This is a genomic window from Porticoccaceae bacterium LTM1 (genome assembly GCA_030252795.1).
Lineage (GTDB): Bacteria > Pseudomonadota > Gammaproteobacteria > Pseudomonadales > Porticoccaceae > SCSIO-12696.
This window is the reverse complement of sequence record CP127080.1, coordinates 2,318,917-2,342,002: the sequence shown is the minus strand read 5'-3', so window position 1 is coordinate 2,342,002 and position 23,086 is coordinate 2,318,917. Positions and strand designations below refer to the sequence as shown.

General features: G+C 52.4%; 19 protein-coding genes. 14 read left to right on the top strand and 5 right to left on the bottom strand.

Features of this window, described 5'->3' with window-relative positions; genetic code table 11:
- Nucleotides 1-143: 143 nt before the first annotated feature.
- On the top strand, nt 144-2,579 hold the full coding sequence (locus tag QP938_10205) for a thioredoxin domain-containing protein (GenBank protein WIO73665.1): 2,436 nt from the start codon (nt 144-146) through the stop codon (nt 2,577-2,579).
- Between the two features lie 65 nt (nt 2,580-2,644).
- Here the strand turns inward: QP938_10205 and fabB are convergent, their stop codons facing one another.
- Nucleotides 2,645-3,862 carry a beta-ketoacyl-ACP synthase I gene (fabB, locus tag QP938_10200; GenBank protein ID WIO73664.1) on the bottom strand — a complete coding sequence of 406 codons (1,218 nt, stop codon included), beginning with the start codon at nt 3,860-3,862 and terminating at the stop codon, nt 2,645-2,647.
- A gap of 188 nt (nt 3,863-4,050) precedes the next feature.
- On the opposite strand from fabB, the gene galU reads away from it, so the two are divergent.
- Nucleotides 4,051-4,908 (top strand): UTP--glucose-1-phosphate uridylyltransferase GalU, encoded by an 858-nt coding sequence (gene galU / locus QP938_10195; protein WIO73663.1) that lies wholly within the window; start codon nt 4,051-4,053, stop codon nt 4,906-4,908.
- Nucleotides 4,908-6,284 (top strand): phosphomannomutase, encoded by a 1,377-nt coding sequence (locus tag QP938_10190; GenBank protein ID WIO73662.1) that lies wholly within the window; start codon nt 4,908-4,910, stop codon nt 6,282-6,284. The genes galU and QP938_10190 overlap by 1 nt, the downstream gene beginning before the upstream one ends.
- Before the next feature lies 1 nt (nt 6,285).
- On the opposite strand, the gene QP938_10185 is transcribed toward QP938_10190, so the two are convergent.
- The 3 genes from QP938_10185 to QP938_10175 all read right to left on the bottom strand — a co-directional run bounded on the left by QP938_10185 (nt 6,286) and on the right by QP938_10175 (nt 10,184).
- Nucleotides 6,286-7,365 carry an NADH:flavin oxidoreductase gene (locus QP938_10185; GenBank protein WIO73661.1) on the bottom strand — a complete coding sequence of 360 codons (1,080 nt, stop codon included), beginning with the start codon at nt 7,363-7,365 and terminating at the stop codon, nt 6,286-6,288.
- 182 nt (nt 7,366-7,547) lie between these two features.
- Nucleotides 7,548-9,185 (bottom strand): glucose-6-phosphate isomerase, encoded by a 1,638-nt coding sequence (gene pgi / locus QP938_10180; GenBank protein WIO73660.1) that lies wholly within the window; start codon nt 9,183-9,185, stop codon nt 7,548-7,550.
- Between the two features lie 36 nt (nt 9,186-9,221).
- The gene (locus QP938_10175) at nt 9,222-10,184 is read right to left on the bottom strand and encodes a polyprenyl synthetase family protein (GenBank protein WIO73659.1); all 963 of its coding nucleotides are present in this window, start codon (nt 10,182-10,184) and stop codon (nt 9,222-9,224) included.
- Between the two features lie 297 nt (nt 10,185-10,481).
- Here QP938_10175 and rplU point away from each other — a divergent pair, with 297 nt between their 5' ends.
- From rplU to proB, 4 genes are all read left to right on the top strand, one after another.
- On the top strand, nt 10,482-10,796 hold the full coding sequence (gene rplU, locus QP938_10170) for a 50S ribosomal protein L21 (GenBank protein WIO73658.1): 315 nt from the start codon (nt 10,482-10,484) through the stop codon (nt 10,794-10,796).
- A gap of 25 nt (nt 10,797-10,821) precedes the next feature.
- Nucleotides 10,822-11,079, top strand: coding sequence for a 50S ribosomal protein L27 (gene rpmA / locus QP938_10165; protein ID WIO73657.1), 258 nt, complete (start codon nt 10,822-10,824; stop codon nt 11,077-11,079).
- 132 nt (nt 11,080-11,211) lie between these two features.
- Nucleotides 11,212-12,420: an Obg family GTPase CgtA gene (gene cgtA, locus QP938_10160; protein WIO73656.1), complete on the top strand. Its 1,209-nt coding sequence runs from the start codon at nt 11,212-11,214 to the stop codon at nt 12,418-12,420.
- Nucleotides 12,421-12,524: 104 nt separating this feature from the next.
- The gene (gene proB, locus QP938_10155) at nt 12,525-13,652 is read left to right on the top strand and encodes a glutamate 5-kinase (protein ID WIO73655.1); all 1,128 of its coding nucleotides are present in this window, start codon (nt 12,525-12,527) and stop codon (nt 13,650-13,652) included.
- A gap of 75 nt (nt 13,653-13,727) precedes the next feature.
- Here proB and rpsT read toward each other — a convergent pair whose 3' ends face one another.
- A complete protein-coding gene (rpsT, locus tag QP938_10150; GenBank protein ID WIO73654.1) occupies nt 13,728-13,994 on the bottom strand; it encodes a 30S ribosomal protein S20 in 267 nt (88 codons plus the stop codon).
- A gap of 812 nt (nt 13,995-14,806) precedes the next feature.
- On the opposite strand from rpsT, the gene murJ reads away from it, so the two are divergent.
- From murJ to QP938_10115, 7 genes are all read left to right on the top strand, one after another.
- Entirely contained in the window at nt 14,807-16,348 is a 1,542-nt protein-coding gene (gene murJ, locus QP938_10145) for a murein biosynthesis integral membrane protein MurJ (GenBank protein ID WIO75653.1), read from the top strand.
- A gap of 126 nt (nt 16,349-16,474) precedes the next feature.
- Nucleotides 16,475-17,434 carry a bifunctional riboflavin kinase/FAD synthetase gene (gene ribF / locus QP938_10140; protein ID WIO73653.1) on the top strand — a complete coding sequence of 320 codons (960 nt, stop codon included), beginning with the start codon at nt 16,475-16,477 and terminating at the stop codon, nt 17,432-17,434.
- 53 nt (nt 17,435-17,487) lie between these two features.
- Nucleotides 17,488-20,301: an isoleucine--tRNA ligase gene (gene ileS, locus QP938_10135; protein WIO73652.1), complete on the top strand. Its 2,814-nt coding sequence runs from the start codon at nt 17,488-17,490 to the stop codon at nt 20,299-20,301.
- A gap of 93 nt (nt 20,302-20,394) precedes the next feature.
- On the top strand, nt 20,395-20,901 hold the full coding sequence (gene lspA / locus QP938_10130; protein WIO73651.1) for a signal peptidase II: 507 nt from the start codon (nt 20,395-20,397) through the stop codon (nt 20,899-20,901).
- Nucleotides 20,894-21,334: an FKBP-type peptidyl-prolyl cis-trans isomerase gene (gene fkpB, locus QP938_10125; GenBank protein ID WIO73650.1), complete on the top strand. Its 441-nt coding sequence runs from the start codon at nt 20,894-20,896 to the stop codon at nt 21,332-21,334. Before lspA ends, fkpB begins: the two co-directional genes overlap by 8 nt.
- The gene (gene ispH, locus QP938_10120) at nt 21,334-22,290 is read left to right on the top strand and encodes a 4-hydroxy-3-methylbut-2-enyl diphosphate reductase (GenBank protein WIO73649.1); all 957 of its coding nucleotides are present in this window, start codon (nt 21,334-21,336) and stop codon (nt 22,288-22,290) included. The genes fkpB and ispH overlap by 1 nt, the downstream gene beginning before the upstream one ends.
- 75 nt (nt 22,291-22,365) lie before the next feature.
- Nucleotides 22,366-22,908: a GspH/FimT family protein gene (locus QP938_10115; protein ID WIO73648.1), complete on the top strand. Its 543-nt coding sequence runs from the start codon at nt 22,366-22,368 to the stop codon at nt 22,906-22,908.
- The last annotated feature ends 178 nt before the right edge of the window (nt 22,909-23,086 follow it).

The window sequence follows — 23,086 nt, the reverse complement described above, 5'->3', positions numbered from 1 at the left end:
CGCTAAAAATACAAAGCGTCATTCCCGCGAAAGCGGGAATGACGTTAGTTTCCGGATGTGCACTAATTATACAAAGCGACTATTTAATGGACAGTGGATTTTTATATCCACAATTCAGTGTTCTTATTTACTCTGGAGGGAATATGTTTAAACGAATATTAGCCGTTTCTTTGCTGACTTTTCTTTGCGCGTGTGGTGAAAAATCTGCAACGATTGATGAGGCTGTTGCCGATCAAGACTCAGCATCTGAACAGCCCGTAATGGGTATCGATTTTTTCCATGGCAGTTGGGAAGAGTTGTTAGCCAAGGCGCAAGCTGAAAACAAAAAAATCTTTGTCGATGTTTATACCGAGTGGTGTGGCCCCTGCAAGATAATGGCCGCCGAGGTGTTCCCCAAAAAGGACGTGGGGGATTACTACAATGCCCGCTTTATCAGCTATAAGCTCGATGCTGAAGACGAAGATATTAACGGCCCAGTCATTGCTGATCAGTATAACGTAGGGTCTTTCCCTACACTGTTGTACCTGAAATCCAATGGAGAAGAAATCGCTCGAACTGGCTCAATGAATGAGGCGGAGTTTCTTGATTATCCTGCACGTCTGTTGGGTGAGAAAGGCTCTGATCTTGCTGAGCTCATGGCTCGCTATGACAACGGTGAGCGCGATGACACATTTGTACGTCAACTGATGGATAAAATCGGAGTTGAGTTGGCGCTGGGAGGCCGTAGCGAGAACCCGGAGCTGAGGGCAAAAAATCGCCAGATAGTTGAAGACTACATTCACTCAAAGCCATTGACCGAAATGATCAATGCAGAGGACTTTCCGGTTCTGTCTGGCTACCTCTACCACAAACCGCGCGGTAATGAGTGGGTGGAATTTGTGGTGGATCACTATCAGGAGTTCAGTGAGGTGGCATCGGAAACCGCCCTCACAGAATTTATACTGAGTGCAACTTGGTACGCCACACTCGATGCCGCGCAGGCGGGTGAAGAAGGTTATCTCAAGTATATCGAGGATCTTGAAAAAAGCCCGTTAAAAGCAGCAGCAGATCATGAGCGTAGCCGAAGGCCTCATGCGGCTACATTGCCCGAAAACCTGAAACCAATAATGGAGCCGATGTACCTGAAGGCTTCTGGTCAGTGGGATAAGCTCTATGACAAGGTGACTAAAGCTGTTAAGGCTGATCCCAGTACTTCAAATTACTCCAGAGCTGCAAGTGCTTTGAGTGAGTACCCGGAAGGAAAATATCTGGGTCAGGCTCTGGAATATGCTGCCAAGAGTTTCGAGCTGGCCCCTGGTACCAGAAGCGCCTTGGATTATACGGGTATTCTGCGTCAAGCGGGTAAAACTGAGCAGGCTGAGCAAGTGCTTATGGATTACCGCAACAGTTTAACTGACTCCCCGGCTGACCAGACAGAAAGAGTTTTGCTAGACCGAATAATGAGGAATACCCCTCCCTCTATGACAGTGAGCGGTGGGTTTAAGGTCACGGATCAAATGCTGGAGATGGGAGTCGACCCCAATACCTTGGAAGCACAAATTTGGCGCCCCAAAGAACCTGGTTCAACGTCAACCGGTTTAGTGGATGTTATTGAAACAGTGTCGCTCGTCGATGGGAAATTTGAGTTTTTTCTACCAGTAACAGCCGTGGAGCGTCTTGGTTTATCCATACAGGCTAATGGTGGTTCTATTCCTCTGGGTTGGAGGAATGTGATTATGGAGCCAGGTGTTGTCATCACTGCTGATATGAATAACAAAATGGTCAAGGTGGAAAATGGGCCGTTGTACGAACAACTTAGCGCGTATGAGCAGGACTCAAACCACCAGGCTTTAACCAAGCAGATTGAAGAGCTGATAAGCAAATTTACCCCGGATATGCCGGAAGCGGATCAGCAAGCACTGCATAAGCAATACAGTGAAGTGAATGAGAAAAAGAGCGCAATTGAACAGGCGCACTTTCAAAAACTGATGACAGCTGACAATCCATATCTTCGTTATCTGGCGATTTCCGAGGCCATGAATGGCCTTGAACTGAAGGAGAGGTTGGACAAACTGGAAAGCCTGAAAGCTCAACTGTCTGATTATCGCCCTCTGGATAGCAGTATTGCCCGAGCTAAAGAGCGTATCCTGATGATGGAGCGTGAGGCTGCGATGGCTGTTGGAGCTCAGGCCCAGGATTTTGAGGCGAACAACCTTGACGGAAAACCCTACAAGGTGAGCGATGTACTGGCGAACAACAAGTATGTGCTGGTGGAGTTCTGGGCATCCTGGTGTGGGCCATGCCGTGCCGAGATTCCACATATGAAAACCGCTTACGAGAATTATCATGACAAGGGTTTCGAAATTGTCTCCTTTTCACTGGATGACAGTCGAGAAAGCTGGGAAGCGGCCTCGGATGAGGAGGAGCTGCCCTGGATCAACCTTAGTGACCTGAAGGCATTCTCGAGTCCTGTGAGCCAGATGTACGGTGTCAGTGGTATCCCGGCCAATTACCTGGTGGACTCTACCGGCAAGATTGTCGGTAAGCATGTTCGTCAGGAGAAGCTGGATGAGAAGTTGAAGGAGTTGTTGGGCGAATAAAATTTTTATTTTTCTCGAAATAAAAAAGGCGCTCAATTGAGCGCCTTTTTTATGTTAGCCGAATATCAGCCTTTATAACGCTGCAAAACCAGCGCGGCGTTGGTGCCACCAAAGCCAAAGCTGTTGGACATAACCGTATTGAGGCCGGCATTGTCGATTCGCTTGGTAACTACTGGCATATTGGCGGCGCGCTCGTCGAGGTTGTCGATGTTGGCAGAAGCGGCGATAAAGTCATCCTGCAGCATCAGGATGCTGTAGATGGCTTCGTGAACGCCGGCTGCGCCGAGGGCGTGACCAGTCAGTGATTTGGTAGAGCTGATTCTCGGAACATTGTCACCAAAGGTTTCAGTGATGGCTTGCAGTTCCTGGGTGTCACCTACTGGCGTACTGGTGCCGTGGGTATTGATGTAGTCAACGGGTGCTTCCACGGTAGACAGTGCCTGTTGCATGCAACGTACCGCGCCTTCACCAGACGGGGCCACCATATCGTAGCCGTCCGAAGTTGCACCATAACCTACAATCTCAGCGATGATATTGGCACCGCGCGCCAAGGCGTGCTCCAGCTCTTCCACTACCACACAGCCACCGCCGCAGGAGATGGTAAAGCCGTCGCGGTCTGCGTCGTAGGCGCGGGAGGCTTTTTCCGGGGTTTCGTTGTATTTGGTGGTCAGGGCACCCATGGCGTCGAACATCGCAGCCATGGACCAGTGTTCCTCTTCACCGCCACCGGCAAAAATTACGTCCTGTTTGCCGAGCTGAATCTGTTCAACGGCCGCGCCAATGCAGTGGGCACTGGTGGCGCAGGCAGAGGTGATGCTGTAGTTGACGCCCTTGATTTTGAACGGGGTCGCCAGACAGGCAGAAACGGTGTTGCCCATGATCTGGGTAACGCGGTAGGGACCCATGCGTTTTACGCCTTTGGCGCGCATGATATCTACCGATTCCACAAACTTGTCACCGGAGAAACCGCCGGAACCCATGATGATTCCTGTGCGTGGATTGGAAACCTGATCTTCGCTCAGGCCGGACTGCTCAATGGCCTGCTTCATCGCCACGTAGGCGTAACCGGCAGGGTTGCCCATAAAACGCATGGTTTTGCGGTCGATGTGTTCGCTCAGGTCAATGTCGATGCGGCCAGCGACGTGGCTGCGCAGACCAAGCTCTTTGTACTCTTCCTTGTAGTGAATACCGGATTTACCCTCTTTGAGGGAATCCATAACGGTTGCCAGGTCGTTGCCCAGTGGGGAAACGATACCCATGCCTGTAATGACCGCACGCTTCATACGATACCTCAGTACCTTTTCTAAATTTAGATGGGGGTAAACCTCGCATTGTACTTAAAGTCATTGACCGATGCCATTTTGATGCACTTGTCCTGTGATGGAGGTTGATTGTCACAATATTGTTATCTGGTTGTAAGAGAGCTGCCAAGACGGCGGGAGATCATGGCTCAAAACCAAAGGTATATGTAATGATTTCGAGCTGTGTGTTCCCCGTTGCGGGCTATGGAACCCGCTTTCTGCCTGCCACCAAGTCGGTACCCAAAGAGCTGTTGCCGGTCGTGAACAAGCCGCTGCTGCAATACTCAGTAGAAGAAGCGCTGTCTGCCGGTATGGCCAAAATGGGTTTTGTTACCGGTCGTGGCAAGCAGGCAATTGAGGACTACTTTGACTGCAATTATGAGCTGGAGCACCAGCTGCAGGGTACCAGTAAGGAGGCGTTGCTGGATGAAACCCGCGATGTGATTGAGGCGGGCCAATACAGTTTTATTCGTCAGCGCCAGATGAAAGGTCTGGGGCATGCGATTCTTTCTGCTGAGCCATTGGTAAAAGAGGGTGCCTTTGGAGTGATTCTGCCGGACGACCTCTGCCACAACCCGGCTGGCGATGGTGTGATGACGCAACTCGCCGAGGTGTATCGTCGCTATGGCAAAAGCGTGGTGGCGATCGAACCGGTGCCTATGGAACGGGTCTCCCGCTTTGGGGTGATTGCCGGTGAGTCGATTGAAGACAACCTGCTGCAAATTACCGATATGGTGGAAAAGCCATCCGTTGAAGAAGCGCCAAGTAATCTGGCGATTATCGGCCGTTATATTCTGACACCGGATATCTTCGAAATTTTACGCCGCACCCAACCTGGCAAGGGTGGTGAAATCCAGATCACTGATGCCCTTCTTGAGCAGGCTAAACAGGGTAATGTACTGGCGTTGAAGTTCGCAGGTCGTCGTTTTGATTGCGGTAACGTTCACGGATTTGTTGAAGCGACCAACTATTTTTACCAGAACGTCTACTGCGCGGAAGAGACGAAAAAACAAGTACGGAGTGCCTGATGGACACACCAGTTTTGGAAGCGGTGACGAGCTTGAGCTGTTTTAAAGCCTACGATGTTCGCGGCCGAGTGCCGGATGAACTGAATACCGGTATCGCCTATCGCATCGGTCGTGCCTTTGGTGAGTTTTTACAGGCAAAGCGAGTGGTGGTGGGGCACGATATTCGCCTGACCAGCCCGAAGATTTGCGACGCGGTGATCGAAGGGCTACGCCATGCTGGCGTCGATGTGACCTTTATCGGTCAGTGTGGCACCGAAGAAATATACTTTGCCACCTCTCATGGCAATTTTGATGGTGGCATAGCGGTTACCGCCAGCCATAACCCGAAAGACTTCAACGGCATGAAATTTGTGCGCGAGCAGTCCAGGCCGGTTTCCAGCGACAATGGCCTGTTGGAAATCAAGGCACTGGCCGAGCAGGGTGATTTTATTACCGTGGAAAAGCGCGGCACATTGGTCGTGGATTTGGATAAAAGTGCTTATATCGAACACCTGCTGGGTTACGTGGAGGTTGAGCAGCTGCGCCCGTTAAAAGTGGTGGTGAATGCCGGTAATGGTGGTGCAGGTGAGGTGGTGGACCTGTTGGAAACGCACCTGCCGTTTGAATTTATAAGGTTACAGCACGAGCCCGATGGCAACTTCCCGAATGGAGTGCCCAATCCGCTATTGGAGCATAATCGCCAGATCACGGCACAAGCGGTGCTGGATCATCAGGCCGATATCGGTATCGCCTGGGATGGCGATTTTGATCGCTGTTTCTTTTTTGATGAGGGCGGTGCTTTTGTTGAAGGCTATTACATGGTTGGCCTGCTGGCAGAAGCATTTTTGCGCAAGCATGGTGGCGGTGCCATCATTCACGACCCGCGCCTGACCTGGAATACCATAGATATTGCCGAGCGTCACGGAGGTATGCCGGTGCAGTGCAAAACCGGCCACGCGTTTATCAAACAATGTATGCGTGATTGCGATGCGCTTTACGGCGGTGAGATGAGTGCACACCACTATTTCCGTGATTTTTTCTACTGTGATAGCGGCATGATTCCCTGGCTGCTGGTGGCGGAATTACTCTGCCAAAGCGGTAAGTCCCTGTCGCAGTTGGTGGCGGAGTGTCAGCTGCGCTACCCGGTAAGCGGCGAAATAAATCGTGAAATTGCCGATCCTAAAGCGACGTTAAAACTGATCGAAGAAAAATATCGGCAGGACGCCGAACAAATTGATTACACCGATGGGCTGAGTATGGAGTTTGCCGATTGGCGCTTTAATGTGCGGCTCTCCAACACCGAACCGGTGGTACGGTTGAATGTGGAGAGCCGTGCCAATTCGCAGTTGATGGAGGCGAAAACTGCTGAACTGCTGGCGCTGATTTCCGGTGAATAAATTACTCTTTTATCACCAGTCCAGGCATTAAGCTGAGATAGTCGAGGAATTTTTTCGATACGCCTTCGGCGCTCAAAATATCTTTTGAAACCGGAAATGTCCTCGGCTGAAAGTTTGGGTCGGCTTTCATACGGTTGGGGAAGTCGTGATGAATTATTGCTGCGCGACCGATAACGACAAAATCCACGCCTGCCTCCAAAACATTTTTAACGTCAGTGGGCGTACGAATATTGCCGGCAACCCCAAGTCGAACACCGTGCCTGGGCAGTTTGGCAAACCAGTACAGCAGGCTGTGACCTTTAAAGCTGTGATCTTCAGACTCTTTAAACACATCCCAGAGTGACATATCAAGAAAATCAATCTGGCCGGAAGCCATCAGGTTTTCAGCCAGGTCGAGCATCTCCTGCATGCGCAGGCCGTAACGTTCTGGCGACAGTCTTACACTCAAAGAGAAGTTGGGGCTACATAGCTGGCGAATACCGGTAATAATCTCCCAGAGAATGCGCGCACGGTTTTCCGGGCTTCCGCCGTATTCGTCATTGCGGCTGTTGTACTCCGGGCTGAGAAATTGGCAGATGATGTAATTGTGGGCACCATGCAATTCTACGCCGTCAAAACCGGCTTTTTCACAGCGCACTGCGGCTGCGATAAAGTCCGCTACCAGTGTTTTTACTTCTTCGGTGGACAGGGCTCTGGAGCCTGTCTCCTCATGTTCGGAAGGACCGACCGGCTGGCCGGGAATCAGCTCTTTGGGTGAACGAACCCCGGCGTGATGCAGCTGCACAATGGCGAGGCTGTCGTGCTTTTTGATCGATGCGGCGAGGCGAGTCAGGCCGTCGAGATGTTTGTCGTCGAACACACCCAGCTGATCGAGAAAGCCTTTGCCATTTTCCTGTACGTGAGCTGCACAGGTCATTGTCAGGCCAAAGCCACCTTGTGCGCGCATACTCAGCCAGTGCAGCTCTTCGTCGGAAAGAGTGCCGTCTTCATTACTCTGGCGATTGGTGAGCGGGGCAAGCGCAATGCGGTTTTTCATCGCTGGGCCTCGGGTGAAAGACAGGGGGGCAAATGCATCAACCATCGGAGCTCCTGTTGAATAGAGAGGATTTGGTGGAGTCGAGATTATTCAACAAAACGTTATTGGTGGGTTATAGGGTAGGTGTTTTTGGTGCCATGAGTGGATTGGGTGTGGCTGTCTGTGACACGCCGTAGACCCGTCCATGCTGGCCACGGTCACAAACAGTCACACCCAATCCAGATAGTTCAGGTCGTCGGGCTACGTAGAAACCGGTTGATCAGGGTGGTTGTGGAGCTATCCAGTTCGTTAGTGTCTGCTTCACCTTCCAGAATCTTGTGCAGCAAATTACCAATCTGTTTACCAAGCTCCACGCCCCATTGGTCAAACGGATTGATATTCCAGATCACGCTCTGCACAAACACCTTGTGCTCATACAGTGCCAGCAGTGCTCCGAGAGTTCGGGGCGAGATGTCATCCAGCAACAGGGTATTGCTGGGCTTGTTGCCGGGAATGATTTTGTGAGGTGTCAGGCGGTCTACCTCGTTGTCTGAGGTGCCTTGCTGTTTTAATTCATCTGCAACTTGTTCGGCAGTGCGGCCGGTCATCAGGGCGCGGCTTTGGGCCAGGCAGCTGGCGAACAGCTGGCTGTGAATCTGTTTTTCCCGGCTGGCGGGTTTGAGCGGCACGATAAAGTCCACCGGAATGGTGGAGTTGCCCTGCATCAGCATCTGCACGAAGGAGTGCTGGCTGTTGGTGCCTTCACTGCCCCAGATTACTGTATCGGTATTTACCTCCAGCGCTTCACCGTGGCGGCCAACACGCTTGCCGAGACTCTCCATGGTGAGTTGTTGCAGGTAGGCTGGCAGTAATCTTAATTTGTGGGAGTAGGGAAGTACTGCACGGCTCTGCACGCCCCAGAAGCTGCTGTACCAGACCTCCAGTAGACCCATCAGCACTGGCAGGTTGTTGCCGAATTCGCTGTGACGAAAGTGCTGATCCATTTGCCAGGCACCGCGGCGCAGCTCGTTGAAGTTTTCCATACCCAGCGCCAAAGCGACCGGCAGCCCGGTGGCAGACCACACCGAAAAACGGCCGCCGACCCACTGCCAGTTATGAAATATAAGGTTTTCATTGATGCCGAATTGTTTGGCGCGCTCGGGATTTGCCGTTACAGCGGCAAAGTGCTGGCTGATACGAAAGGCTGGAATGCCGTTTTTATCTAGCCAATCCCGAGCCTGTTCGGCGTTTTTCAGTGTTTCGGTGGTGCGAAAGCTCTTGGACGAGATGATAAACAGGGTGCGGTGCGGGTTTGCCTGTGCCAGTGATTCTTCCAGTTCGGAGATATCGAGGCTGGAGACGAACTCGACGCTCAGGTTCTGGCGGCGCTTCGGGTAGGCATCCACGACCAGTCGTGGGCCGAGGTCGGAGCCGCCAATACCGAGGTTGATCACGGTTTCTATAGGCTGACCGGTTGCTCCGGTGATCTGGCCGTTGTGAATGGCATCTACAAACAGCTGTACCTGATCCAGGGATTGCTGAACTTGATGCTCTTCCGGCAGCTCTGACGGGCCGAAATTGCGCAGAGCAGTGTGCAGTGCCGGGCGTTGTTCGGTGTTGTTGAGTGGGCCGCCGGAAAACAGCTGCTCGATATGCTCTTGAAGCTGGCTTTGTTCGGCCAGTTTAAGGAGTTGTTCAAGGGCGGTTTGGTCAATTCGATTCTTAGAGTAATCCAGAAAGATGCCCGCGCCTTCGGTGCAGAATTGCCTTGCGCGATCGCTGTCTTCATCAAACAGCTTTTGCAGGTGAATGTCGGCGAGCCGTAGCTTGGATTGTTGCAGTTGCTCCCAGATGGGGAGTTGGGTCAGCCTTTCTGTTGAGCTCATCAGTTGCTCCGGTTGGGCGCACCCAACCGGGGCGCATCAATAGGTGCGGGAGATGGCAAACTCAGCCAGGTTGCGCATGGCTTGTGCTTCGGTCGAGTCCACTAAACCATCCAATTGCTCGGCAGCCAATTCGCTGTGGCGCTTGGCGCAGGCCATGGTGTAGTCCAGTGCCCCTGTGGATTTCACCACTTCAACCACCGCGTCCAGATTGTCCAGGGAGGCGTTTTCAATGGCCGAGCGAATCAGCGTTGCCTGCTCTTCGGTGCCGTTTTTCATGGCGGCAATCAGTGGCAGGGTCGGCTTGCCTTCGGCAAGGTCGTCACCGACATTCTTGCCCAGGCTTTCGGCGTCGCCCTGATAATCCAGTACGTCATCGACCAGCTGGAAAGCCATGCCGAGGTGATGGCCGTAACGACGCATCGCCTCGCGTCTGGTGCTGTCTTCGGTTGCCAGAACCGCTCCGCAATGAGCCGCAGCTTCAAATAATTGAGCGGTCTTTTTGCGAATCACCTCATTGTATGAATCTTCTGTGACATTCGGGTTACCGGCATTGATCAGCTGCTGAACCTCACCTTCGGAAATGATGTTGGTGGCATCAGCAAGAATGCGCATGATGTCCATGTCGCCGATGGCAACCATCATCTGGAAAGCACGCGAGTAAAGAAAGTCACCTACCAGGACACTTGGGGCATTGCCCCACTTGGCATTGGCAGTAGCGCGACCGCGGCGCATATTGGAGGTGTCCACCACGTCGTCGTGTAACAAGGTGGCGGTGTGGATAAATTCGACAATCGCTGCCAGTTCAATATGGCGCTTACCCTGATATCCGCATGCGTTAGCGGCCAGCAGAACCAGCAGCGGGCGCAGCCTTTTGCCGCCGGCATCGACGATATATTGGCCGATATTTTCTACCAGACCGACGTCAGAGTGCAGTTGGTTGATGATCAGGTCGTTTACAGCCAGAAAATCGTCTTCGACAGCGCGGTGAAAGGGCAGCATCCCGGGAAGTCTTCCTTTATTAAGCAGGGTATAATGGCAGGGGTTTGCATCCTAGGTGCCACCTACTTGAGTGTCAAGCTTGATGCCCTGTAATGGAGGCGTTTTGGGGCGATTTAATGGGTTGGAAACAAGCTGAAAAAGACCCTTGCGGTGGCTTTCTCTTTGGCGTAGAATCCACGCCCTCGAATTTGGGGCTCGACTCACGCTCGTTTTGGGACTATTTAGCTTCTTAATAGCCGCTTAGTTTCAATTATAGTGATATGCAAGTTGGCCCATACAGCTAATGTGGAGCATATTATGTACGCGGTTATTGCAAGCGGTGGTAAACAGCATCGCGTCCAGGAAGGTGAAACCCTTCGTCTGGAGAAACTGGAAGTCGCTACTGGCGAAACTATCAACTTCGACGAAGTTCTGATGGTTGCCGACGGCGAAACTATCAAAGTGGGTGCCCCTGTTGTTGAGGGTGCCAAGGTGACTGCAGAGATCGTTTCTCACGGTCGCGGCGAGAAAGTGACTATCATCAAGTTCAAGCGTCGTAAGCACCACCGCAAGCAAATGGGCCACCGTCAGTGGTTTACTGAGGTGAAAATTACCGGCATCAACGCCGGTTAATAACAGATTATCAGGAGACTAGATCATGGCTCACAAAAAAGCTGGTGGTAGTACTCGTAACGGACGGGATTCAGAAAGTAAACGCCTTGGTGTTAAGCACTTCGGCGGCGAAGTAATCTCGGCCGGCAGCATCATCGTTCGTCAGCGCGGCACCAAGTTCCACGCTGGTAACAACGTAGGCATCGGCCGCGACCACACTCTGTTCGCCAAAGCTGATGGCAAGGTTGAGTTCACCACTCGCGGTGACAAAAACCGTAAATTTGTAGATGTTGTTACTGCTTAATTTTAAGTAGAACAATATCGAAAAAGCCCCGCGAGGGGCTTTTTTTGTGCCTATGGCGTATGCTTTCAGGCAGTCGGCGACAATGGTTGGCGAGAGAGTGGTCGGTGGCACCCAATACTGGAAAGAGAAGACATGAAATTTGTTGATGAAGCTCCAATTCGCGTTCAGGCTGGTAAAGGCGGCAATGGCTGCATGAGCTTTCGGCGTGAGAAGTTTATCCCCAAAGGTGGTCCGGATGGTGGCGACGGCGGTGATGGCGGAAGCGTGTATCTGGAGGCGGATATCAACCTCAATACCCTGGTGGACTACCGTTACACCCGCAGCTTCAATGCCGAGAGTGGCAAGCAGGGCAGTGGGGGCAACTGTACTGGTCGCAAGGGTGAGGATCTGGTGTTGAAGGTGCCGGTAGGGACCACAATTATTGATACTGATACCGACGAAACCCTTGGCGACCTAACTGAGCACGGCCAGCGCCTGATGGTGGCGCAGGGTGGTTGGCACGGTATTGGTAACACACGCTTTAAGTCCAGTACCAACCGCGCACCGCGTCAGACTACCCCTGGTAAAGAGGGTGAGGCTCGCAACCTGAAGCTTGAGCTGAAAGTTCTGGCGGATGTGGGGCTGGTTGGTATGCCCAATGCTGGTAAGTCGAGCTTTATTCGTGCGGTTTCGGCGGCCAAGCCGAAGGTGGCCAATTACCCGTTTACCACCCTGGTGCCTAATCTGGGTGTGGTGGGGATGGAAGGTCAGCGTAGTTTTGTGATTGCCGATGTGCCGGGATTGGTCGTTGGTGCATCTGAGGGTGCTGGGCTGGGTATTCGTTTCCTTAAGCATTTGACCCGCACTCGCCTGATGCTTCATATCGTCGATATGATGCCTTATGATGGCACTACGCCAGCCCAGAATGCCGCTGCTATTGAGGATGAGTTGGTGAACTTCAGTCCGACTCTGGCTGAGCGCGATCGCTGGCTGGTTCTCAATAAGGTGGATCTGCTGCCGGAAGAGGAGCGTGAAGAGCGGTGCCGTGAGGTGGTTGAGGAGTTGGGCTGGGAAGGGCCGGTCTTTACCATTTCGGCTATTTCGCAGCAAGGGACTGGCGATATTTGCGTTCAAATAATGGATTACATTGAAGAGTGTGCCGAGACTGAGGCTGCGAACCCTGAGCTGGCTGAGCTTGAGGTTCAGCGTCGCGAGCAGATGCAGCAGGAGGCGCGTGAGCGTATTGAAGAGTTGCGTATAGCGCACCGCGCCGCTCGCAAGGGGCAGGCCCAGGATTCCGATGACGATGATTGGGATGATGACGACTACGATGTTGAGGTGGTCTACACCCATGGGGAGTAGAGGTACACTCTAGAGTTATTGGTCGCGGACCTATAGAATCGAAAGGCTGTTTTGGGTAACCAAAGCAGCCTTTTTATTGGCTGTTATTGCGGAAGTTGAACTTAATGAGTGCTAGAGGCGAATTGAAGTTGTCCCGCCGTTGGGTGGTGAAAATTGGAAGTGCGCTGCTGACTGATAATGGGGTGGGGTTGGATTACGCGGCCATTGCCTCGTGGGTAAAGCAGTTGGTGGCGTTGCGCAACCAGGGCGTTGAGGTGGTATTGGTGTCATCAGGCGCTGTGGCCGCGGGAATGACTCGACTGGGATTGAAAAAGCGACCGGAAACTATTCATGAGCTGCAGGCTGCAGCTGCTGTGGGGCAGATGGGGTTGGTGCAAACCTGGGAGAGTGAGTTCCAGCGCTATGGTGTTAAAACGGCGCAGGTGCTGCTGACCCATGACGACCTCTCAAATCGTGAGCGCTACCTGAATGCGCGCAGTGCACTAAGGGCGTTGCTGGATCTGGATGTGGTGCCGGTGATCAATGAAAATGACACAGTGGTAACGGATGAGATTCGCTTTGGTGACAATGACACCCTGGCCGCTTTGGTTGCAAACCTGGTGGAGGCGGATGTTTCGGCGATCCTTACCGACCAGAAGGGTTTGTTTGACAGTGATCCTCGCAGTAACCCGGATGCAAAGTTGATCCCAGAGGCTATGGCGATGGATAAGTCGCTTGATGCTGTTGCGGGAGGCAGTGTTGGTGGTTTGGGGCGAGGTGGCATGGTCACCAAGATCCGTTCAGCCCGGCTTGCGGCGCGTTCCGGGGCGCATACCCTGATTGCCTGGGGGCGTGAGCCAGAGGTGTTAACGCGTTTGCGGGATGGTGAGTCAGTGGGTACTTGCTTGCAGGCGGATCAAAGGCCTGTGGCGGCTCGCAAGCAGTGGCTCGCTGGGCATCTGCAGTTTAAAGGGGCTTTGACCCTTGATGATGGTGCTGTGGCAGTGTTGGCCGAGCAGGGTAAAAGTTTGCTGCCGATTGGTGTGAGGGCAGTGGATGGTTCATTCCATCGCGGTGATCTGGTGCGATGCCTCAATGGGCATGGGCAGGAAGTAGCCCGTGGATTGGTTGGTTACAGTGCGGATGAGGCGAGAAAGATAGCTGGTCAGCCCAGCAGTGAGATTCAGGCGCTTTTGGGGTATGTGGATGGTGAAGAGTTGATCCATAGGGATAATCTGGTGATTACCCTCTAGCAGGCAGGTTACAGCCATAAAAAAACCGGCCAGTGGCCGGTTTTTTTATGGCGCATCCGCGCTCAGAGCTATGGCTTAAGCGGCCAGGGCTTTGATCTGAGCGTTCAGGCGGCTCTTGTGACGAGCTGCCTTGTTTTTGTGGATGATGCCTTTGTCGGCGATGCGATCGATTACCGGTACAGCTGCGTTGTATGCTTCTTGAGCGGCTGCGTGGTCACCAGCTTCGATAGCTGCGTTAACTTTTTTGATGTAGGTGCGCGCCATGGAGCGCAGGCCTGCATTGTGCGAGCGACGCTTTTCGCTTTGGCGTGCACGCTTGCGTGCTTGTGGAGAGTTAGCCACCTGTGTGCTCCTCTTAAAAATTCTGGTCAGGTTTCAAGGACGCGGCAATATACAGTCTTTCGGTGGTGTGTGCAACTGTCTTTCGGGACTGTTTGGTGCGAGTGGATAGTGATATGGATTCGAGACACGCCGTACTCCCTTGGATAAAGAGTCTTCCATGTAGGCTCGTATACCGCGTCCATGCGGTATACGGTCTCGAGTCCATATCACTATCCACTGGCAAGAGCGGCGGAAGTTTTACTGCTAAATGTATTTGTAATAACGGCCTTACACGAGAAGAGGCGATATCAATCAAGCTCCTGAAACCGTGGCAAGGGCCTGTTGAGGCTAATTGCATACTTACTGTTGCGACCCCAAAAGCGCCAATCAAGGCAAGAGGAGAGCAGTTTGGTTGATCCAAATAAACGACGAAGAACGCAGAGTGGCGCTTTTGGGGTGCAACCCGAAGGGCTGAGGCTATTTTTTCGGTCAGCCGCGTTATCAGTCGCTCATGTAGAGTGACTACACTACGCTCCTTCTGCCTTGCCGACCAAAAAAATAGCTTTCAGCAGTATGTATGCAATTAGCCTCAGCAGGCCCTACGGGATGCTGGCCTCGAGCGCCCAGGGAAGGGTTTACAGCGAGTTTCAGGAGCTTGATTGGTATTGCGTCGCCACCAATGTAGATCGAGTCTTTATTCCTTGGCTCACGCTTGGTACCCCCTTACAATCGCTCATTCGATCTAGGGGATACGTGTGGAACAGCAAAAAGAACAATCAAAAGAGTCTACTAAACGTCGGGGTCTGCTTGGTTCCAGCTTGATCACCGGTTCAATGACCATGATCTCCCGAGTGCTCGGTCTGGTTCGGGATGTTGTGTTTGCTCATACTATTGGTGCTGGTGGCTCCGCCGATGCCTTCTTTTTGGCCTTCAAGATTCCCAATTTTTTGCGTCGCTTGTTTGCTGAGGGTGCATTTGCCCAGGCTTTTGTGCCGGTATTGAATGAATATCACGAGAAAGGCGGCATATCTGCAGTAAAAGGTCTGATCGACCGAGTGTCTGCCTCATTGGGATCGGTTCTGCTTGTGGTGACCGCACTGGTAGTGCTTTTTGCGCCTCAAATAGCGTCCTTGCTGGCCTATGGCTTTGAGTTTCGTGGTTCGCCGCAAAAAGCTGAGCTAACTGGTCAGCTGTTGCAGATTACATTTCCCTATCTGTTCTTTATCTCCATGGCGGGCATGCTGGGTGGCATACTCAACAGCTTTGACCGCTTTGCGATACCCGCATTCACACCCGTTCTGCTTAATATCTGTTTGATTGCTGCTGCCATCGTTGGCGTGAATTACTTTGAAGAGCCCGAGATGGCGTTGGCTTGGGGGGTGTTTGTGGCGGGTGCTGCCCAGATGCTGTTCCAGATTCCCTTCCTGATGAAAATGCACTTAATGCCGCGCCCCCGCTGGGATTGGCGTCATCCGGGAGTGAAGAAAATACTGCTGTTAATGGCGCCAGCCATTTTTGGTGTATCAGTCAGCCAGGTTAACTTGCTGTTGGACCAGGTTTTGGCTGCCTTTATGCGGGATGGTGCCGTCGGTTGGCTCTACTTCTCGGATCGCCTGTATGAGCTGCCATTGGGGGTGTTTGGGGTGGCAATTGCAACGGTGATTCTGCCCAGTCTTTCCCGTCAGCACACCGCCGGTGGTGGTGCCCGGTTTGAGGCCACTTTGGGGTGGGCAATTCGCAGCGTGCTGTATATCGCCGTTCCGGCTATGGTGGCGCTGTTTATGCTGGCAGAGCCTTTGATGATAACCCTGTTTCAATCAGGCAAATTTGACGGCGAAGAAATTCAGTTGGCGGCGATGAGTTTGCGTGCCTACTCGGTGGGATTGATCGCCTTTATGTTGATCAAGGTTCTGGCGCCAGGTTACTTCGCTCGCCAAGATATGAAAACGCCGGTTCGAATCGCCATTATTGCGATGGTAGTGAATATGGTATTCAACGTGGTCTTTGCTGTTCCGCTGGAGTTTTACCTGGGTGATGGTGGTAAGGGGCATGTTGGGCTGGCGCTGGCGACTTCCCTGTCGGCTATTCTCAATGCGGGCCTTCTTTACCGCGGATTGAGGAAAGACGGGGTTTACAAGCCACAACCGGGGCGTGGACGATTTGCTATTACCCTGCTTGTTGCCAATCTTCTAATGGCAGCTGCTTTGTTTGGCTTTAACCAGTGGTTTACTGACTGGGCAAGCTGGCAGTGGTGGGAAAGAGGCTACAGAATCCTGATTGTTTGTGGTGGTGGATTGGCGGTGTATGTGGCAGCGCTGATGGCAGGTGGCGTGCGCTTGCGTCATCTGCGTGGAGATGGCCTGAAGGGCGCATGAGATGTGAGATGAAAGACGTGAGATGTTAACTGCGTTTCATTCCTGCATCTCCCGTTTCTCGTCTCCCATCTCTCATCTAAACATTGTTATACTGGCGCGCTTTGATATCAATATGCGATTCCCATAGTGCCCAGTCACCAGAAAACCTTTATTCGAGGCCTGCACAACCTTCGTCCTGAGCATCGTGGCAATGTGGTCACGATAGGCTCTTTTGATGGTGTGCACCTTGGTCATCAGGCGATACTGAAGCAGGTACGTGATGAGGCGGCTCGACTTAATCTGCCGTCACTTGCGATGATCTTTGAGCCGCAGCCACAGGAATACTTTCTTGGTAAAAGAGAGCGTCAGGAGCAGGTTCCAGCCAGACTGATGCGGTTGCGGGAGAAAATTGACGCACTGTTTGCCGAAGGTATCGACAGAGTTTGTTGTTTGCCGTTTAACGCGGCATTGCGCGGTTTGACGGCGCAGCAGTTTATCGAGCAGGTTCTGGTTAATGGTCTTGGAGTGAAGACCCTGGTAGTTGGTGACGACTTTCGCTTTGGTTGTGATCGCAGCGGTGATTTTGAGTTGCTTCAGAAAGCCGGCAAGGTTCACGGTTTTGAAGTGCGCGATACACTCACAGTGGCTCGCTCCGAAGAGAGGATCAGTAGTACTCGAATTCGTCGCGAACTGGAGGCGGGTAATTTTGATGAAGCGGCAACCTTATTAGGCAAGCCCTTCATGATTACAGGTAAAGTGGTTTATGGCCAGCAGCTGGGTCGTAAACTGGGAGTGCCGACCGCTAATGTACACCTGTTCCGCTATCGGGCTCCACTGAGCGGGGTTTTTGCGGTTGAGGTAGTACTGGCTGGTCAGCGAATCCAGGGCGTTGCCAATGTCGGCGTCCGCCCTACAGTTGAGCAGAGTGTGAAGCCGATTCTGGAAGTACATCTGTTTGACTGGAATAGTGATATCTACGGTCAGCGAATTGCCGTAGAGTTTAAGCACAAAATTCGTGAAGAGCTGAAATTTGCCTCGCTGGAAGAGCTGCAGGCAGCTATTGAAAATGATATTGAGCAGGCAAAGGTTTTCTTTGCCGATTGTTGATGGTGCGCATGGCGCGCCCTACATGTTTTGTTGAATGAGCGATAAGCACTGATATGAGCGACTACAAGCAGACCCTGAACTTGCCAAAAACCGCTTTTGCAATGAAAGCGAACCTGGCGCAACGCGAACCTGGCATGCTGAAAGATTGGCAGCAAAACCGCCTGTACGAAAAGATTCGTAAGGCCCGTGCCGGTCGCGACCAGTTTATTCTGCACGATGGCCCTCCCTACGCGAATGGCGATATTCACATCGGTCATGCCGTTAACAAAATTCTAAAGGATATCGTGGTTAAGTCTCGCACTATGAGTGGCTTTGATGCCCCTTATGTGCCGGGCTGGGACTGCCACGGCCTGCCAATTGAACACAAGGTGGAAACCAAAATTGGCAAGGCTGGCGTTAAGGTCGATCACAAGACTTTCCGCCAGAAGTGTCGCGAGTACGCCAAACGTCAGGTTGAAGGCCAGAGGAAAGATTTTATTCGCCTCGGTGTGTTTGGTGAGTGGGATAACCCTTACCTGACCATGGATTACCAGTTTGAGGCGGATATCATTCGCTCGCTGGGAAAAATCATCGATAACGGACACCTCACCAAAGGCTACAAGCCGGTTTACTGGAGTGTGGTAGGCGGCTCTGCGCTGGCGGAAGCAGAAGTGGAGTATCAGGAAAAAACCTCATTCTCTATCGACGTGGCGTTCCCGGTTGCAGACCCTGCAGCCTTTGCCGATGCCGCAGGCGGTATCGAAGGTGAAGGTAACCTGTCTGTGGTGATCTGGACCACCACACCCTGGACACTGCCTTCCAATATGGCAGTGAGTGTTCATGCCGATCTGGATTATGTGTTTGTCCAGTGCCAGATCAATGGCGAGCAGCAGCGGTTTATGTTGGCAGAAGCACTGGTTGAATCCGTGCTGAATCGCTGGAGTGTGGAAGAGCACACTGTGGTGGGTCGCTGTAAGGGGGCGGCGTTAGAAAAGCTATTGCTTCAGCACCCGTTCTACAACCGTCAGGTGCCAATGATTCTGGGCGAGCACGTGACCACTGATGCTGGTACTGGTGCAGTACATACTGCTCCTGACCATGGTGCTGACGACTTTGTGGTGTCTAAAAAGTACGGCATCGACACGCTCAACAATATCGACGACAGCGGTATCTTCCGTGACAAGGTCGAATTGTTTGCCGGCGAGCACGTTTACAAAGTAGATGAAAAAGTCGTTGCGGTCCTGGAAGAAAACGGCCGACTGCTGGCCCAGAGCAAGCTGGTTCACAGCTACCCGCACTGCTGGCGGACCAAAACCCCGCTGATCTTCCGCGCCACGCCGCAGTGGTTTGTCAGCATGGATAAGAACGGCCTGCTGGACCAGTGCCAGAAAGCAGCTGACGAAGTGGAGTGGTTGCCGGGCTGGGGTAAGGCTCGTATCGATTCCATGCTGGATGGCAGCCCGGATTGGTGTATCTCCCGTCAACGCACCTGGGGTGTGCCGATTGCCCTGTTTGTGAACAAAGAGAGCGGCGAGCTGCACCCGGAGACTTCTCGTCTGATCGAAGAAGTTGCCAAGCGCGTTGAGCAATCCGGTATGGATGCATGGTACGACCTGGATGCCAGTGAGCTGTTGGGTGAAGAGGCAGACCAGTACCAGAAGGTGACCGATACTCTGGACGTGTGGTTCGACTCCGGTGTTACTCACAATGCCGTGGTAAATCGCAGGGACAACCTTCGCTTCCCTGCTGACTTGTACCTGGAAGGGTCGGATCAGCACCGCGGTTGGTTCCAGTCGTCCCTGAAGACTTCAATCGCCATGAATGGCGTTGCACCATACAAAACCGTACTGACCCACGGCTTTACCGTAGATGCAGATGGTCGCAAGATGTCCAAGTCCCTGGGTAATACCGTGGCACCCCAGCAGGTCATGAATCAGCTTGGTGCGGATGTGCTGCGCCTGTGGGTTGCGGCGACGGACTTCAGTACCGAGATGAGTGTGTCGGATGAAATCCTCAAGCGTACTTCGGACTCTTATCGCCGTATTCGTAATACTGCCCGTTACTTCCTGTCCAATCTGGACGGTTTTGACCCGGCAGAGCATTTGGTCAAAGCCGAAGATATGCTGGCGCTGGATCAGTGGGCCCTGGACGTTACTGCTCAGCTGCAGAGTGACGTGAAGGCGGCCTACGACAGCTACAACTTCCATTCCATTTACCAGAAAGTGCACAACTTCTGCGTGAACGAGATGGGTGGTGTTTATCTCGACATCATTAAAGACCGTATTTACACCTGCAAAACCGACAGTTTGGCGCGTCGCTCGGCGCAGACCGCGCTGTTCCATATCGTCGAAGCCTTTACTCGCTGGATTGCACCGATCCTCAGCTTTACCGCTGATGAAATCTGGGGCTTCCTGCCGGGCGAGCGCGAGGAGTCGGTATTCCTGGCGGAGTGGTACCAATTGCCGGAGCTTGGTGCTTCAGCGGCATTCAGTCGCCAGGAGTGGGAGCAAATTGTTGAGGTCAAAGAAGCGGTCAACAAGGTAATTGAGGCCAGACGCAACGAGGGTGTTGTTAAGTCCGCTCTGGAAGCAGAGGTGACCCTGTACGCCAATGACGAGTTGAAAGCGTTGCTGGACAAGCTGGGTGATGAGCTCCGCTTTGTACTGATTACTTCCGCGGCCTTTGTCGCTCCAATGGCGGATGCTGGTGAGGTGGATCCAAGCGAGATGCCTGGATTGGGTGTGGCTGTAGTTAAATCTTCTCATGACAAGTGTGAGCGCTGCTGGCACTTCCGTGAAGATGTTGGTACAAGCACTGAGCACCCGACTATTTGTGGTCGCTGTGAAGAGAACGCTTTTGGTGAAGGTGAATCGAGAGCGTTTGCCTAACGTATTAACCGTCATCCCCGCGCAGGCGGGGATCCAGCATGGTCTTATGGATTCCCGCCTGCGCGGGAATGACGACAACACAAAGTTAGTATTATGAGTTTCAAACAAGCAACACCCTGGTACCTGCTGGCCCTGGTGATTATCGTAATCGACCAGATCACCAAGGCCTGGGCCGACAGTAATCTTATGTTTAACCAGATTGAGGTCACCTCGTTTTTTAACCTGACGTTGGCTTACAACAAAGGTGCTGCATTCAGTTTTTTGCATGATGCTGGTGGCTGGCAGCGCTGGTTGTTCAGTGGATTATCGCTGGCGGTTTCAGTGGCGCTAACAGTCTGGATAAGTCGACTTTCAAAACAGGAGCGGTTGCTGAGTTTGGCTCTCAGCCTGGTTTTGGCCGGTGCGCTGGGCAACCTGTACGACCGAGTTGTGTTGGGCCATGTAATTGATTTTCTGGACTTCCACTGGGATGGAAAACATTTCCCCGCATTTAATATTGCCGATTCGGCGATCACCGTAGGTGCCATCCTGCTGGCATGGGAGTCGCTGTTTGCAAAAAAGCCCGAATCCGATCCAAAAGGTAACGTAGTCAATGAGTAGTGAAGTAATTCAAAAGGGCACAGAAGTGACCCTGCATTTTGCCTTGAGTTTGGAAGATGGCTCGGCGGTTGACAGTAATTTCGAAGGTAAGCCAGCTACTTTTACGGTGGGTGATGGCAGTTTGTTGCCTGGATTCGAGCAGGTATTGTTGGGGCTTGGTGCCGGAGCATCGGAAAGCTTCAGTATTCCCCCTGAGCAGGGCTTTGGCCAACCAAATCCCAATAATCTGCAACAAATGGATCGTCGTGAATTTGATCCGGGCCTGAATCTGGAGCCCGGTCTGGTGTTGTCCTTTGCCGACGCCAATCAGGCTGAATTGCCAGGTGTGGTGGCCGAGGTGAATGATGAGTTTGTCACCATCGACTTTAACCACCCGCTTGCGGGGCGTACTATCCAGTTTGATGTAAAGATTATTTCAGTAAAGGCAGCTTGATGAGCAACAACGGCGTTGAAATTCAAATGGCCAACCCGCGCGGTTTTTGTGCGGGAGTTGATCGTGCCATCGATATTGTTAACCGTGCTCTCGATAAGTTTGGTGCGCCAATTTACGTTCGCCACGAGGTGGTGCACAACAAATTTGTGGTTGATGACCTGCGCTCCCGCGGAGCGATTTTTGTCGATGAGTTGCACGAAGTACCTGACAATGTAATTGTAATTTTCAGCGCCCACGGTGTGTCGCAGGCTGTGCGTCAGGAGGCGGATCGTCGCAACCTGAAGGTGTTTGACGCCACCTGTCCACTGGTGACCAAGGTTCATATGGAAGTTACCCACTTCAGTCGCGATGGCCAGGAGTGTGTGCTGATTGGTCACGCCGGTCACCCGGAAGTGGAAGGCACCATGGGGCAGTACGATGCCAGCAGTGGCGGATCGATTTATCTGGTGGAAGACGAGGCCGACGTGGCCAAGTTGGAAGTGCGTGACCCGACTCGATTGGCTTACGTTACCCAGACCACGCTCTCCATGGATGACACCGCAAAGGTAATTACCGCACTGCGGGAAAAATTCCCACAGATCAGTGGTCCTCGTAAAGACGATATCTGTTATGCCACCCAAAACCGCCAGGATGCGGTCAAACAGTTAGCCTTGGAGGCCGAGCTGGTATTGGTTGTAGGTTCACCCAACAGCTCCAATTCAAATCGTTTACGTGAGCTTGCCGAGCGTTGTGGTGCCAGTGCCTACCTGATCGATTCGGATCAGGATATTGATCCCAAGTGGCTTGATGGAGTTCAGCGTATTGGTATTACCGCCGGTGCCAGCGCGCCGGAAGTACTGGTTAAATCGGTTGTCAGTCGATTACAGGAGCTTGGTGCCAAAGTGCCGAGCGAGATGGATGGTCGAGTAGAAAATATTCGTTTTTCCATTCCCAAAGAGTTGCGGGAAACAAACTAGTTATCTAGTGTTAAGTATTCGAGGCGACTCAAGGAGTGAGTTGCCGGCAAGGAAAGCCAAAGAGCAGGAGGCTCTATGTTTACCGATCCCAAAGGATTCACCCTGTCCGAGTTGCTGGTCGCTGTCGCCATTGTTGCGATTCTGGCGGCAGCCGCCGCACCGTCTTTTCAAACCTTCCTTCAAAATAGTCGTGTATCCGCGCAGGCGGATTGCTTGATGTCTGCACTGCAGCTAATGCGAATGGAGGCAATAAAGCGCAACAGCACGGTTCGTCTCTGCCAAAGTCAGTCAGGTCGCTCCTGCGATGGTATCAGCTGGAATGATGGCTGGTTAATGTGGGTCGATACAGAAGGTGACGGCTCTTTGGAGGCTGAAGACTCACAGGAAGTTATCCGTTACTTCGAGCCAATATCTGATCAGGTCGTATTGACCAATAGTCGATCTTCTATGACCTGGATTGGATATCGAGGGGATGGTACTCCGGTAGGAAGCACCGGTATGGCAAATTCAACCTGGTCGATTTGTCACAGTGCCGGTGGTGATGAGTTTGGCCGGGAAATAGTAATTAATCGCACTGGAAGGGCGCGTCGATCGAGAGGGGCAGACTGTGGTAATTAGCGGCCTTAATCAGGGTGACTATACAGCTCTGAAAAGTGAGATATACACATCGTTTTCCGAATTGTATTCCCGATATAGTGGTGATTTGCTGGCGCATTTACAGGATTTTTGTGCCGCCCAGCGATGTCAATGGTTCTCGGTCGGCTTATGTTTCCTGTCGTCTGATTTTTGACATTTT